The 12,328-nt window shown below is 36.4% G+C and carries 12 protein-coding genes; 11 read left to right on the top strand and 1 reads right to left on the bottom strand.

Going from position 1 to position 12,328, the window contains the following annotated elements; translation table 11 throughout:
- Positions 1 to 105: 105 nt before the first annotated feature.
- Entirely contained in the window at positions 106 to 864 is a 759-nt protein-coding gene (locus I6U50_RS09480) for a 5'-nucleotidase C-terminal domain-containing protein (RefSeq protein WP_198638664.1), read from the bottom strand.
- 531 nt (positions 865 to 1,395) lie between these two features.
- Between I6U50_RS09480 and I6U50_RS15935 the strand changes: the two genes are divergently transcribed.
- The 11 genes from I6U50_RS15935 (at position 1,396) to coaE (ending at position 12,291) form a co-directional block, all read left to right on the top strand.
- Complete coding sequence (locus I6U50_RS15935; RefSeq protein ID WP_232805913.1) at positions 1,396 to 1,767, top strand: hypothetical protein; 372 nt, start codon at positions 1,396 to 1,398, stop codon at positions 1,765 to 1,767.
- A gap of 198 nt (positions 1,768 to 1,965) precedes the next feature.
- Positions 1,966 to 2,844, top strand: a complete 879-nt coding sequence (gene dapA / locus I6U50_RS09470; RefSeq protein WP_198638662.1) for a 4-hydroxy-tetrahydrodipicolinate synthase — start codon at positions 1,966 to 1,968, stop codon at positions 2,842 to 2,844.
- Positions 2,845 to 3,186: 342 nt separating this feature from the next.
- Positions 3,187 to 4,014, top strand: a complete 828-nt coding sequence (locus I6U50_RS09465; RefSeq protein ID WP_232805912.1) for an outer membrane protein assembly factor BamD — start codon at positions 3,187 to 3,189, stop codon at positions 4,012 to 4,014.
- Between the two features lie 13 nt (positions 4,015 to 4,027).
- Complete coding sequence (locus tag I6U50_RS09460) at positions 4,028 to 4,360, top strand: DNA-directed RNA polymerase subunit omega (protein WP_193711841.1); 333 nt, start codon at positions 4,028 to 4,030, stop codon at positions 4,358 to 4,360.
- A gap of 5 nt (positions 4,361 to 4,365) precedes the next feature.
- A complete protein-coding gene (gene coaBC / locus I6U50_RS09455) occupies positions 4,366 to 5,571 on the top strand; it encodes a bifunctional phosphopantothenoylcysteine decarboxylase/phosphopantothenate--cysteine ligase CoaBC (RefSeq protein WP_193711840.1) in 1,206 nt (401 codons plus the stop codon).
- Positions 5,564 to 6,451, top strand: coding sequence for a type IX secretion system protein PorD (gene porD, locus I6U50_RS09450; protein ID WP_198638660.1), 888 nt, complete (start codon positions 5,564 to 5,566; stop codon positions 6,449 to 6,451). Before coaBC ends, porD begins: the two co-directional genes overlap by 8 nt.
- A 158-nt stretch (positions 6,452 to 6,609) precedes the next feature.
- On the top strand, positions 6,610 to 8,262 hold the full coding sequence (recN, locus tag I6U50_RS09445) for a DNA repair protein RecN (RefSeq protein WP_198638659.1): 1,653 nt from the start codon (positions 6,610 to 6,612) through the stop codon (positions 8,260 to 8,262).
- Positions 8,263 to 8,418: 156 nt separating this feature from the next.
- Positions 8,419 to 9,246 (top strand): enoyl-ACP reductase FabI, encoded by an 828-nt coding sequence (locus tag I6U50_RS09440; RefSeq protein WP_193711837.1) that lies wholly within the window; start codon positions 8,419 to 8,421, stop codon positions 9,244 to 9,246.
- Positions 9,247 to 9,747: 501 nt separating this feature from the next.
- Positions 9,748 to 10,755: a glycosyltransferase gene (locus tag I6U50_RS09435; RefSeq protein WP_198638658.1), complete on the top strand. Its 1,008-nt coding sequence runs from the start codon at positions 9,748 to 9,750 to the stop codon at positions 10,753 to 10,755.
- On the top strand, positions 10,748 to 11,704 hold the full coding sequence (locus I6U50_RS09430) for a YbbR-like domain-containing protein (protein ID WP_193711835.1): 957 nt from the start codon (positions 10,748 to 10,750) through the stop codon (positions 11,702 to 11,704). Before I6U50_RS09435 ends, I6U50_RS09430 begins: the two co-directional genes overlap by 8 nt.
- Entirely contained in the window at positions 11,701 to 12,291 is a 591-nt protein-coding gene (coaE, locus tag I6U50_RS09425; RefSeq protein WP_193711834.1) for a dephospho-CoA kinase, read from the top strand. Before I6U50_RS09430 ends, coaE begins: the two co-directional genes overlap by 4 nt.
- Positions 12,292 to 12,328: the final 37 nt, after the last annotated feature.

Genomic DNA, 12,328 nt, shown 5'->3' with positions numbered 1-12,328 from the left:
AATTTAGATAGCTGTATGTGAATTTCGAAATTAAAAACTTAATTAATAGACTTTTATAAAGCCTCTTTGTTGGCACCGCCAAAGGATGTAATACCCCGAGGTAGTTTACTGTCTAATAAACCTATTGTCTTTAGTCACTTTTAAGGTATCTACTTTTTTAAAATAATCTATAATAGCATTACGTAACTTATAATCTATTTTAGTTAGGCCTACCGGATTCTTAAAAAACAGCATATTATCGCCCCCTTGCTGCAAATAGTCTGAGGTGGCTACAAAATAAGTCTTGTCTTTTTCTATTTTTTTTCCTTTTATTTCTGCGCTTTTAACTTTATAATTTTTATTCATTATAATTTGAATGCCACTTACAGGATGGGCAGTTTTTGTACGCTCAAGATAAGTAAGCATTTCTTTGATTTTTGCTCCAGAAATTTCAGCAATCACAATTTCATTCTCAAAAGGCATTAGTGCGTAGGCGCTTCTGGTAGATATTTTTCCTTTATTTAAGCCAGCTCTAATTCCGCCGTGATTAAGCAGAACCATATCTATCTCGTTTCCTGTTCTGCTTTTAAAAACAGGACCGGCTTGTTCCATAACCACATCGGCCATTAAATTACCAATGGCAGTATTTAAATCGCCGTCGCTTTTTACCATAGCCTGCGGATTATAAGTTAATGTGCTATCTAAAGTTTTATTTAAATGCTCTTTAAAAGGGGTTATAAACTCTTTTATTTCAGTATTGGATTCAATCTTGTTATCTATAGCGATACGCTGCCCTTTAACTTTAGCCGTTTCAATAGAATCGTCTTTACAGCTCAGTATAATTAGGGCAAAGAATGCGCAATTAATCAATTTGAATAATTTCATCTTTATTTTATTAAAAATGCAAAGATAAATAGATTATCTGTGTAGTTAAGGTTTTGTCTTTTAAAACTATAGCGGTAATTCAGCGAGGAAAATAGATGTTTTGTCGAAAAATGGGAGACAAGCTTAAAAATGAGCCTTGCTATCCCTCTAAAAAAGAAATTTAACAATATTATTTTTTTATTTTCGGCAGGCAAATGAATGAAAATGAGTTTTTTTCAATATTTATTACTTCTTTTCCTTCCGGTATTGAGCGTAAATATATATGCTGCAATAGGGGATTTGAATTGGTTGATGCGGCTAACTCAGCTTCTATTTATTGTAGGTGTTTTTGTTATATACGTAAGGCGCAATAAAAAAATAGGCTTTAATGCATTGTGTTTTTTTGTTTTTTTCTTTCTGGCTCAGCTTGTAGGGCTCTTTTTTCATTCAGATACCTTTTCATTTCTTTTACTTCTCTTCTATATAGCTGGTTATTTTTGCTTGTGTAGAGAGGCTTTTCAAAACACTCAAAGACAGGCTGCCACTAAAAGTATGCTTATATACTTTCTACTTTTAATAAGTGTAAACACCTATCTTTTGTTTATCCATGTAATAGAACTCAAAGATTATATGAATAATGATTTAGAATTTGCGGTATATATACTTTATTATCTTAATTTATTGATTCTGGGGGTAGTTGGACTTATCTATTACCTGAATTCCTACTCAAGAAAATCGGTATACTTTATTACCCTGATGCTTTCATTTATTTTTTCTGATGTTTTAAGGGATGGAGCACATTTTTATTTAAACGACTCTGCAATTTTAATCACCGGTAATTTATTATGGTTTACGGGTTTAATATTTTGCTTGCTTTTCTTCCTTACCCCAGAGCGTAAACTTAGGCTAATGAACCTGGTTTAAATGATATAAGAAACATTGTATTCTGTTCATTTTTTAACAGAAAAAATAAAGCTGTTAAATATGTGCTTCATTTAAAAACCGAAGCTAAGTTTTGCTTTTAAACATATACAAAATCAATACATTTGTCTCCCAAAAATCTTGCGGTTTTAATTTAAAAATGGCAAACCTTTTGGATTATCATCAAAATAAAAAAATATAATGAAATCATTTATTGGTACCGGTGTAGCTTTAATAACTCCTTTTAAGGAAGACTTATCGGTAGATGTACAAGCACTGGAGAACCTGGTAGAGAGCCAGATTGAGAACGGAGTAGATTACCTGGTGGTTTTAGGAACAACCGCCGAAAGTGCCAGTCTTGATAAAGAAGAAAAGCAACTAGTAAAAAATACCGTAGTTAAGCAGAATAATAACCGACTTCCTCTGGTTTTAGGCCTTGGTGGAAATAATACCCGTTTGGTATGTGAAGAGTTGAAAGCTGAAGATTTTACAGGTTTTGACGCCATACTTTCTGTTTCTCCTTTTTATAATAAACCAACCCAGGAAGGAATCTATCAGCACTTTAAAGCGGTGTCTACTGCTTCTCCTTTGCCCATAATTCTTTATAATGTACCGGGGAGAACTGCATCTAATATGCTGCCGGAAACTATAAATCGTATAGCAAGGGATTTTGAAAATGTAATCGGGGTTAAAGAAGCTGCCGGAGATATGGTGCAGGCAATGAAATTAATAAGTTTGGTACCGGAAGATTTTCTCGTGATTTCAGGAGACGATATGCTAACCCTGCCTATGACCTTGGCCGGGGGTAAAGGAGTGATTTCTGTGATTGCACAGGGCTTACCTGCCGAGTTCTCTAAAATGGTGTCGCTGGGCCTAGATGGTAAATCGGCCGAAGCTTATAAACTTCATTATAAAATACAACACTCTATAGATTTAATTTTTGCCGAAGGAAATCCGGCCGGAATTAAAGCCTTGTTGGCTCAAAAAGGGAGCATTGAGAATTATGTGAGATTGCCTTTAGTAAAGGCTACACCTGAACTTCAACAGCAAATTCAGGATTTTCTTAGCAATTTTAAATAATGTAGTTAGATCTCGATTCTCGAGTATCTTTTAAAAACTAATAACAGAGACTGTCTGAAAAGTCTAGTTTCGTCAGGCTGAATCTGCCAATCCATTTAGGCGGACTTTTTTTAGCCTCTAACATGTTTTGAATACCAACATCTTAGATTCTGAAATAACCCCGATAGCTTTCGGGATAGAATGACGATTTAAAAGCTTTTCAGATAGTCTTACTTTTTTCAGTAATAACTTATTTTTTTCTTCATAATATAATAAAAAGGGAGTTAGAAGGTTGTTTAAGGCTATAGCACAAAGTTTTTTTTATACTGAAGAAAAATGTACTTTTGCCAGATGTTTTTACAAATGATGAAGAAAGCAATTTTATTAGCAGCAGTTTTAATGCTCACTGTATCCTGCGGGGAATATCAGGACTTACTTAAAAGCGATGATAGCGGAAAGAAATATTCTTATGCCGAACAGCTTTATAACGAAGCCCAGGAAAATGGAGATAAGCGTAAGTATCGCAAGGCCTTAAGGTTGTTTGAACAAATTGTTCCGCAATACCGTGGAAAACCACAAGGGGAGAAGCTTAGTTTCTTATTTGCCAATACTTATTACGAATTAGGTGATTATTACCTTTCTTCTTATGAATTTGAGCGTTTTCAGCAATCTTATCCTAATAGTGAAAAAGTAGAAGAAGCTGCTTATAAAAAGGCTAGAAGCTTTTATGAACTTTCACCAAGGTATGATTTAGATCAAACCGATACTAATAAAGCTGTTACAGAGTTACAGGCTTATTTAAATACATTTCCGGAAGGGGAGTACGTAGATAGGGCCAATGAGATGGCGACCGAGTTGCGTATAAAACTAGAGAAAAAAGAATTCGAAATAGCTAAGCAATATCATTTAACAGGCGAGGCCAGAGCCGGAAACTACAGGGCTGCTATTACTTCATTTACAAACTTTTTGGCCAATAATCCCGGTTCTCCTTTTAGGGAATCTGCCCAATATTATAGATTCGATTCTGCCTATAGATTAGCAATTAATAGCTTTAGGAGTTTAATGGAAGAACGCCTTAATGAAGCACTCGAGTTTTACGAAACCTATAAAAAATATTATCCGGAAGGCGAATATATGGCGCCAATGGAAGCTTCGGCAGAAGATATAAAATCACGCTTACAAAATTTTTAATAGTAGAAGAAAGATGGATATTAAAAAGACAGACGCACCAATTAACACAATTACCTTCGATAAAAACAAGGTAGACGAGCCAACAGGTAATATATACGAGGCTATTTCGGTGGTTGCTAAAAGAGCTAATCAAATTAATTCTGAGATCAAAAAGGAATTATTGGAAAAGCTTGATGAGTTTGCTACGTACAACGATAGTCTTGACGAGATTTTTGAAAACAAAGAGCAAATAGAGGTTTCTAAGTTTTATGAAAAACTTCCAAAACCACATGCGCTTGCTATGCAAGAATGGTTAGATGGTAAAATCTATTACCGAAACACAAAAGATTCTGAAGCAGAAGCTTAAGCAAGATGTCTGTACTAAAAGGCAAAAAAGTACTTCTTGGTATTAGTGGCGGTATTGCTGCTTATAAATCTGCTTTTTTAGTACGTTTATTTATTAAGGCCGGTGCGCAGGTAAAAGTTATCATGACGCCGGCTGCCAAAGAATTTGTAACCCCGCTCACCTTATCTACTTTATCAAAAAATGAGGTGTTTTCTTCTTTTACCGAAGATGATGAAGATGAGCAATGGAACAATCATGTAGAACTCGGCCTTTGGGCCGATTTTATGCTTCTAGCCCCTGCAACAGCCAATACCTTGTCTAAAATGGCTTCGGGCAATAGTGATAATTTTCTGCTGGCAACCTATCTCTCGGCCAAATGCCCGGTGTTTTTTGCACCTGCAATGGATTTAGATATGTTTAAGCATCCTTCCACAACCAATAGTTTTGAAACCTTAAAGTCTTACGGAAATATTATGATTCCGGCAGGAACAGGTGAACTTGCCAGTGGTTTAACAGGTGAGGGGAGAATGGCAGAGCCTGAAGTGATTATAGATTTTTTAGAAAATTATTTTTCTGAAAACCTACCCTTAAAGGGGAAGAAGCTGTTAATAACCGCCGGGCCAACTTACGAGGCTATAGATCCGGTACGCTTTATAGGAAATCATTCCAGTGGTAAAATGGGCTTTGAATTGGCTAAAAAAGCCGCCGATTTTGGTGCTGAGGTAATTCTAATTTCTGGTCCTACTCACCTAGAAATTAATGATTCAAGGATTAATTTAATACGTGTGGTGAGTACAGGCGAAATGTATACCGCCGTGCATAATTATTTTGAAGATGTTGATGTGGCTATTGCAGCTGCTGCGGTTTCAGATTATACCCCAAAAAATGTAGCTACACAAAAAATTAAAAAGGCCGATGAGAATTTAAGCCTGGAGCTTACCAAAACCCCGGATATTCTCTTATCTATGGGTAAAAAGAAAACCCATCAAAAACTTATTGGCTTTGCCCTGGAAACCAATAACGAACTTGTGCATGCAAGAGAAAAGCTGCTTAAGAAAAATCTAGACTTTATTGTGCTTAATTCTATGAATGATGCCGGTGCCGGCTTTAAAAAAGACACGAATAAAGTTACTTTGGTCTATAAAGATTCAGAAAAAGCCTTTGATCTTAAATCCAAGGCAGAAGTGGCTACTGATATTATAAATGAAATTGTACATTTGTTAGATGCGTAACTTTCTGTTTTTTATTTTTTTACTTGCCGGGATGACTTCTACCCGTGCCCAGGAGCTCAATTGCGAAATAGTAATAAATACCGAACAAACAGGCCAAAGCAATCTTTCTGTTTTTAGAACTTTAGAGAACTCACTACGGGAATTTGTAAATCAAACTTCCTGGACCAGTAAAGAATTTGAACCGGGAGAACGTATTAATTGTAGTATGTTTATTACTATAAACGAGTTTGAAGGCGAATCGTTTAGTGGTACCATCCAGGTGCAATCTTCAAGGCCGGTATATGGTACTAATATGGTTAGCCCTGTTTTTAATTTTAACGATAATCAATTCAGTTTTAATTACAGGGAATATGAGCCGTTAAATTATAGTCAGAACTCTTTTTCCAATAATCTGGTTTCTGTGGTTTCTTTTTATGTGTATACTATTTTAGGTTTGGATGCCGATACTTTTGCTAAAGAGGGCGGAACCGATTATTACCAGGAAGCTAATCAAATTGTAAATACAGCGCAACAAAGCGGAAGGACAGGCTGGAACGGTGCCGATGGCCAAAACTCGCGTTTTAGGTTGAATTCCGATTTGCTTTCTAATATGTTTACCGAATATCGTACTGCTTTATACCAATATCATCGCCAGGGATTAGATGTAATGCATAAAGATCCTGAATCCGGGAAAATAGCTATTGCCGATGCGATAGAAAGCTTAAACACTATGAATTCCCGACGGGCAAATTCTTTGCTACTAAGGAGCCTTTTTGATGCCAAAGTCGATGAAATTAGTCAGATTTTTAGTGATGGGCCAGATATTAACCGCCCTGGCTTTAAAGAAACTTTAAGTGGTCTTGCTCCGCGTTATTCCAGAAATTGGAGAAACCTGCAATAGGCTTTTTAAGTTTATAATCTTAATTTAGGTAGATTTTTATCTTTAAAACCTGTTTAATTCAAATTCTTAGAGTTACCAAAACTTATGGAATCAATCCAAAAGTTTATTGTTGATTGGGAATAATTTCTCCCTTATATTTAGCCAAAATTTAGTTTACATTGCTTACAGCTCTATCTATAAAAAATTACGCCTTAATTGAAGATATAAATATTAGGCTTCAGGAAGGTTTTACGATAATTACAGGCGAAACAGGTGCCGGTAAATCTATTATGTTGGGTGCACTTGGCCTCCTTTTAGGAAACCGCGCCGACTATGGTAGTATTAGGGACACAGATAAAAAGTGTGTAATAGAAGGCTCTTTTAATATTGCTAATTACAGATTAAAAGATTTCTTCGAGTCGGCAGACCTGGATTATGAGGAAAATACAATTATTAGGCGCGAAATTTTGTCTTCGGGAAAATCCCGGGCCTTTGTAAACGATACGCCGGTAAAGTTAACTTCGTTGCAAAAACTTGGGCAGTATTTAATAGATATTCACAGTCAGCACGAAACTTTAAGTTTGGGTAATAACGATTATCAATTTCAGGTAATTGATACCATTGCCCATAGTGATGCTTTATTATTGGAGTATAAAACCGAACGTAAATCATACAAAGACCTTCAAAAAAAGCTTGAGGATTTAAAAGAGCAGCAGGCGCAGGCCACCAAAGAATATGATTATAACCTGTTTTTGTTAAACGAGCTTGAAGAAGCGCGTTTAGAGGAAGGAATACAGGAAGAACTGGAAGCCCGCTATGAAGAATTAAGCAATGTGGAAGAGCTAACCGAAAACCTAAGTTCGGCCTTAAATTTATTAGAACAGGAGGAAATTGGAAGTTTAGATAGTTTAAAACAGACGCGAGCTTCCCTGTCTAAAATAGCCGGTTTATCTTCAAATTATGAAAATTTTCATCACCGAATTGAAAGTGTAATTATTGAATTAGATGATCTTTCAGGCGAACTAAGCCAGGCTTTAGAAAATATAGAGGCTAATCCTGAAGAGCTTGAAGCAACCAACCAAAAACTTCAGGTGATCTATAATTTACAGAAAAAACATTCCGCAGAAAATATCGCCGAATTATTACAGATAAAAGAGGAATTGCAGGAAAAAGTAGCTGTAAGTGAAAATGCCGAAAATGCGCTTTCTGAAATAGAAAAGGCTATTGTTAAGCAGGAAAGTAAATTGGGCGCTATTGCCGATAAGCTTCATGAAAAACGAAAAGCCATCGTTCCTACTTTTATTAAAGAAGTAGAATTTTTATTAACCGACCTGGGAATGCCAAACGCACGCCTAAAAATAGAACTTAAAAAAGCAGCCGGTTTTCTAGCGAATGGCAGGGACGAATTATTCTGGTACCTGGCAGCTAATAAAGGTGGTGATTTTAAAGAAATTAAAAAAGCAGCTTCCGGAGGGGAACTTTCCAGGATTATGTTGGCGGTAAAAAGTATTTTGGCGGCCCAAAGTAAACTTCCTACTATTATTTTTGATGAAATAGATACAGGGGTTTCCGGTGACATAGCGCAAAAAATGGCCGGTATTTTACAGCGTATGGGGAATTCTATGCAGGTAATTGCTATTACTCACCTGCCGCAAATTGCCGGTAAGGGAAATAGTCATTTTAAAATTTTTAAAGAAGATTCAGTCAATGCTACAACCACTAAAATTAAGGAATTAGAAGCTGAGCAAAGAATTGAAGAACTAGCGCTAATGCTTGGTGGAGCAACAATTGGAAAGTCGGCGATGGCACATGCAAGAGCACTTCTGGATTAAAACTATGGGCTGATTGTAATTTTGCTATCTTTACCGCAAAATTGGGAGATAAAGCACTTTGAGGCTTGCTTCGAAATTTAATATTTATCATTACAAATACCTTTTTGAGTTTTCTCTGAGGTAATTAAGCTAACAACCACGAAAAAATATATCACTATGTCATACAACCTGTTAAAAGGAAAAAAAGGAATTATTTTTGGCGCTTTAGATGAAAATTCCATTGCCTGGAAAACCGCCGAAAGAGTGAAAGAAGAAGGTGGGGAATTTGTGCTTACCAATGCTCCTATTGCGTTAAGAATGGGTACTATTGATAAACTGGCCGAAAAGACCGGTTCGCAAGTTATTCCTGCTGATGCTACTAACCTGGAAGATCTGGAAAACCTGGTTGAAAAATCTATGGAAATCCTGGGTGGGAAAATAGACTTTGTACTTCACGCTATTGGGATGTCGGTAAACGTAAGAAAAGGAAATCATTATACAGAGCAGAATTATGATTTCACCCAAAAGGGGTGGGATATTTCTGCGGTGTCTTTTCATAAAACCATGCAGGTGCTTTACAAAAAAGAAGCGATGAACGAGTGGGGAAGTATCGTAGCACTTAGCTATATGGCCGCACAACGTGTATTTCCCGATTATAATGATATGGCCGATAATAAAGCCTTTCTAGAGTCTATTGCCCGCAGTTTTGGTTATTTCTTTGGGAAAGATCACAAAGTAAGAGTGAACACTATTTCACAGTCACCAACCCCAACCACTGCAGGACAGGGTGTAAAAGGATTTGACGGATTTATCGCCTATGCCGATAAAATGTCGCCACTTGGTAATGCAACCGCGTTAGAGTGTGCCGATTATACCGTGAGCCTTTTCTCTGATCTTACTAAAAAAGTTACTCTTCAAAATCTTTTCCACGATGGTGGTTTTGCCAATATGGGCGTAAGCCAGGAAGTTATGGAGTCTTTTATTAAAGGACAGGAGGAAAAATAAAATTTATTCACGCTGAACTTGTTTTATGTATGGGTTTTTAACTAAGCCTATACCCTGAAACAAGTTCAGGGTGACTTTTTTTCATGTCATGCTGAACCTACCCGATGGGTTAGGTGGGCTTGTTTTAGGGTCTAATATGATGGGAACTCCACTCAACCTGGATTCTGAAACAAGTTCAGAATGACGAAAAAAACAACGTCATGCTGAACTCATTTCAGCACCTATTGTGATATGCGCTTTTGCTCAACTTAGACCTCCGATAGAAATCGGAGCAAGCACTGAAACCAGTTCAGGCTAAGTAGAAAAGTAGTTTCAGTGTAATATTGATTTAGAATAAAGAGTTCACAATTAAGGTCACGCTGAATTTATTTCAGCGTCTAGTTTGAATAAAAGTTCTCACAACTTATACCTCCGATAGAAATCGGAGCAGGTTCTGAAAAAAGTTAATGGTGACGTTAAGAAGAAATATTTAATTAAAAATCTTCAAATTCTATTTAAAGCATGGCCCCGGATTATTCTTTTGTAATTCCCGTGTATAATCGCCCCGATGAGGTGAGGGAGTTGTTGGAAAGCATGCTTAAGCTTCAATTTTCACGAGATTTTGAGATTGTTATTGTGGAAGACGGCTCTAATATTTCTTCCCAAAGAATCGTAGAAGATTTTCAGGATAAGCTGTCTATTAGTTATTATTTTAAACCGAATTCCGGTCCCGGCGATTCCCGAAATTTTGGAATGAAAAAAGCCAAAGGGAATTACTTTCTTATTTTAGATTCTGATGTTTTATTACCACAAAATTATCTGCAGGAAATAGATAGTTTCCTTAAGAAAAATTATTGTGATTGCTTTGGTGGGCCAGACGCTTCACACCCTTCATTTAGCAAAACCCAAAAAGCCATAGATTATGCCATGACCTCCTTTTTTACTACCGGGGGGATTAGGGGTAAAAAATCTTCGGTGAACAATTTTCAGCCCAGGAGTTTTAATATGGGAATTTCCCAAAAAGCCTTTAAAGCATCAGGCGGATTTGGACAAATTCATCCGGGCGAGGATCCCGATCTTTCACTTCGGCTAAAAAAAATGGGCTTTAAACTCTGTCTTATTCCCAAAGCTGTGGTTTTTCATAAACGCCGTATAGACTGGTCTAAATTTTATACCCAGGTGAAAAAATTTGGCTTGGTAAGACCAATCCTTAACCAATGGCATAAGGGTTCTGCCAGGATTACCTATTGGTTCCCGGCGGTTTTTGCATTTGGGCTTTTGTTTGCTATTTTGATTTTAAAATTCGGATTTTGGTGGTTATTTCTATTATATGTTTTATATTTTGTACTTATAGCCACCCACGCTGCTATTAAAAATAGAAGTTTAGAAATTGGCTTTTTGGCTGTTTATGCTACATTGGTACAATTTCTTGGTTATGGGTACGGTTTTATAACGTCGGTTTGGTATATTCAAATTTTAAAAAAAGACCCTCAATTAAAATTTCCGAATTTATTCTTTAAAAATGTTTAAAAACATAGAATTTAAACGAATTTCTGTAAAAAAATCCAGCCTAAAGACCTTTGGGTTCTTTTTGCTGTTCTCTTCTTTTATATGGTTTTCAGTGCAAATTTCTAAAGAGTATACGCAAATAATAGACATTCCGGTTTCTTATGTAAACATTCCTTTAGACAAGAGTATAACTAAAGAAAGACCCGGCTTTTTAAAATTAAGGATTCAGGATAAGGGTTTTGCTATTTGGTATTATAAACTTTTTAAGCCCAGGGTAGAACTGGATCTTGGAAAAGCCTTAGAGCAGAATGGGGCCCTGGTTTATAACTTTGAAGCTAACCGGGAGACACTGGAAGACCAGGTTAATATTAATTTCGAAAAAGCCCGGTTTTTACAGGAAAGTATCGCCATAGCATATCAAGCTAAAAAAGTAAAAAAGATAAAGATAAAGCCCAGGATAGACTTAAGTTATGCAGTAGGTTATTCGGCTAGCAGAGAGATAAAACTAACTCCTGATTCTATAAAAGTAAGCGGCCCCGAAAACATTATTGATACTTTACAGAGCCTGCAAACGGTGAAATTACAGGTGAGCAATATTAAAACTGATGTTTCGGGTAGTGTGAGAGTAGATACTTCTAAGCTTGGGATGCTTAGCTTTTATACCACAAAAGTGAACTATAGCCAGGAGGTAGAGAAATTTACGGAAGGCAGCGTTAAAGTTCCGGTAACAGTCTTAAACTTACCTGAGAATACCAATATCTCTATATTTCCCAAACAGGTTCTGGTATATTTTCAGGTAAATTTAAAGCAATATGAAATGGTAAAACCCGAAGATTTTAGCGTGGTTTGCGATTTTAATGATATAAGTGAGGGAGATGACTTTATAATTGCCAGTATTGCGAAGTCCCCCTCTTTTGTTAGAAACCTTAGACTTAACGAACGTAAAATTCAATTTGTAATAAAAAGATGATGGTAGTGGGGCTAACAGGCGGTATTGGTAGTGGGAAAACTACAGTGGCGGGTTTCTTTAAAGAGAAAAACGTGCCGATTTATATTGCAGATGATGCCGGGAAACGCCTGCTGGAAACTTCAGCAGAAATAAGGGAACATGTAATAAAATTAATAGGAGAAAAAGCTTACACCGATACTGCTCCCAATCGCAAGTACATTGCTTCTGTAGTATTTAAGGATTCAGAAAAATTAGAAGCTTTAAATAAAATAATCCATCCGGCGGTAGCAAAAGATTTTGAAAACTGGCAACGTAAACAAAAGGCCGCTTATGTAATTTACGAAGCCGCGATTCTGTTTGAAGCAGGTGGATATAAAAAATGCGATATAAATATTTTGGTTACCGCAACCAAAGAAGAAAAGCTTAAAAGATTGCAGGAACGTGACCAAAGTACTATTTCTGAAATTGAAGCACGAATGGAGAAACAATGGAGCGATGAGCAGAAGAGAAAACTGGCTGATTTTGAAATTGAAAACCACGATTTAACCCTTACCAGAAGCCGGGTTGACGAATTACATGAGATTATCTTAAAACGAGGTAAAAATTAGCAGAAGTTTTGTTAACATTTGGTTAAACGATTGACGC

Origin of the sequence: Salegentibacter maritimus (assembly GCF_016236975.1) — a bacterium.
Classification (GTDB): domain Bacteria; phylum Bacteroidota; class Bacteroidia; order Flavobacteriales; family Flavobacteriaceae; genus Salegentibacter; species Salegentibacter maritimus.
Note: the sequence above shows the minus strand (reverse complement) of the source record. Positions and strands in the feature narration are given on the sequence as shown.

Bases quoted from the DNA above. Each gene is read 5' to 3' on its own strand.
- I6U50_RS09430 (WP_193711835.1), top strand. From the start codon at position 10,748: ATGTTTAAAAACATAGAATTTAAACGAATTTCTGTAAAAAAATCCAGC.
- I6U50_RS09460 (WP_193711841.1), top strand. From the start codon at position 4,028: ATGGATATTAAAAAGACAGACGCACCAATTAACACAATTACCTTCGAT.
- I6U50_RS09440 (WP_193711837.1), top strand. From the start codon at position 8,419: ATGTCATACAACCTGTTAAAAGGAAAAAAAGGAATTATTTTTGGCGCT.
- I6U50_RS09435 (WP_198638658.1), top strand. From the start codon at position 9,748: ATGGCCCCGGATTATTCTTTTGTAATTCCCGTGTATAATCGCCCCGAT.
- I6U50_RS15935 (WP_232805913.1), top strand. From the start codon at position 1,396: ATGCTTATATACTTTCTACTTTTAATAAGTGTAAACACCTATCTTTTG.
- I6U50_RS09465 (WP_232805912.1), top strand. From the start codon at position 3,187: ATGATGAAGAAAGCAATTTTATTAGCAGCAGTTTTAATGCTCACTGTA.
- I6U50_RS09480 (WP_198638664.1), bottom strand. From the start codon at position 864: ATGAAATTATTCAAATTGATTAATTGCGCATTCTTTGCCCTAATTATA.
- coaE (WP_193711834.1), top strand. From the start codon at position 11,701: ATGATGGTAGTGGGGCTAACAGGCGGTATTGGTAGTGGGAAAACTACA.
- dapA (WP_198638662.1), top strand. From the start codon at position 1,966: ATGAAATCATTTATTGGTACCGGTGTAGCTTTAATAACTCCTTTTAAG.
- coaBC (WP_193711840.1), top strand. From the start codon at position 4,366: ATGTCTGTACTAAAAGGCAAAAAAGTACTTCTTGGTATTAGTGGCGGT.
- porD (WP_198638660.1), top strand. From the start codon at position 5,564: ATGCGTAACTTTCTGTTTTTTATTTTTTTACTTGCCGGGATGACTTCT.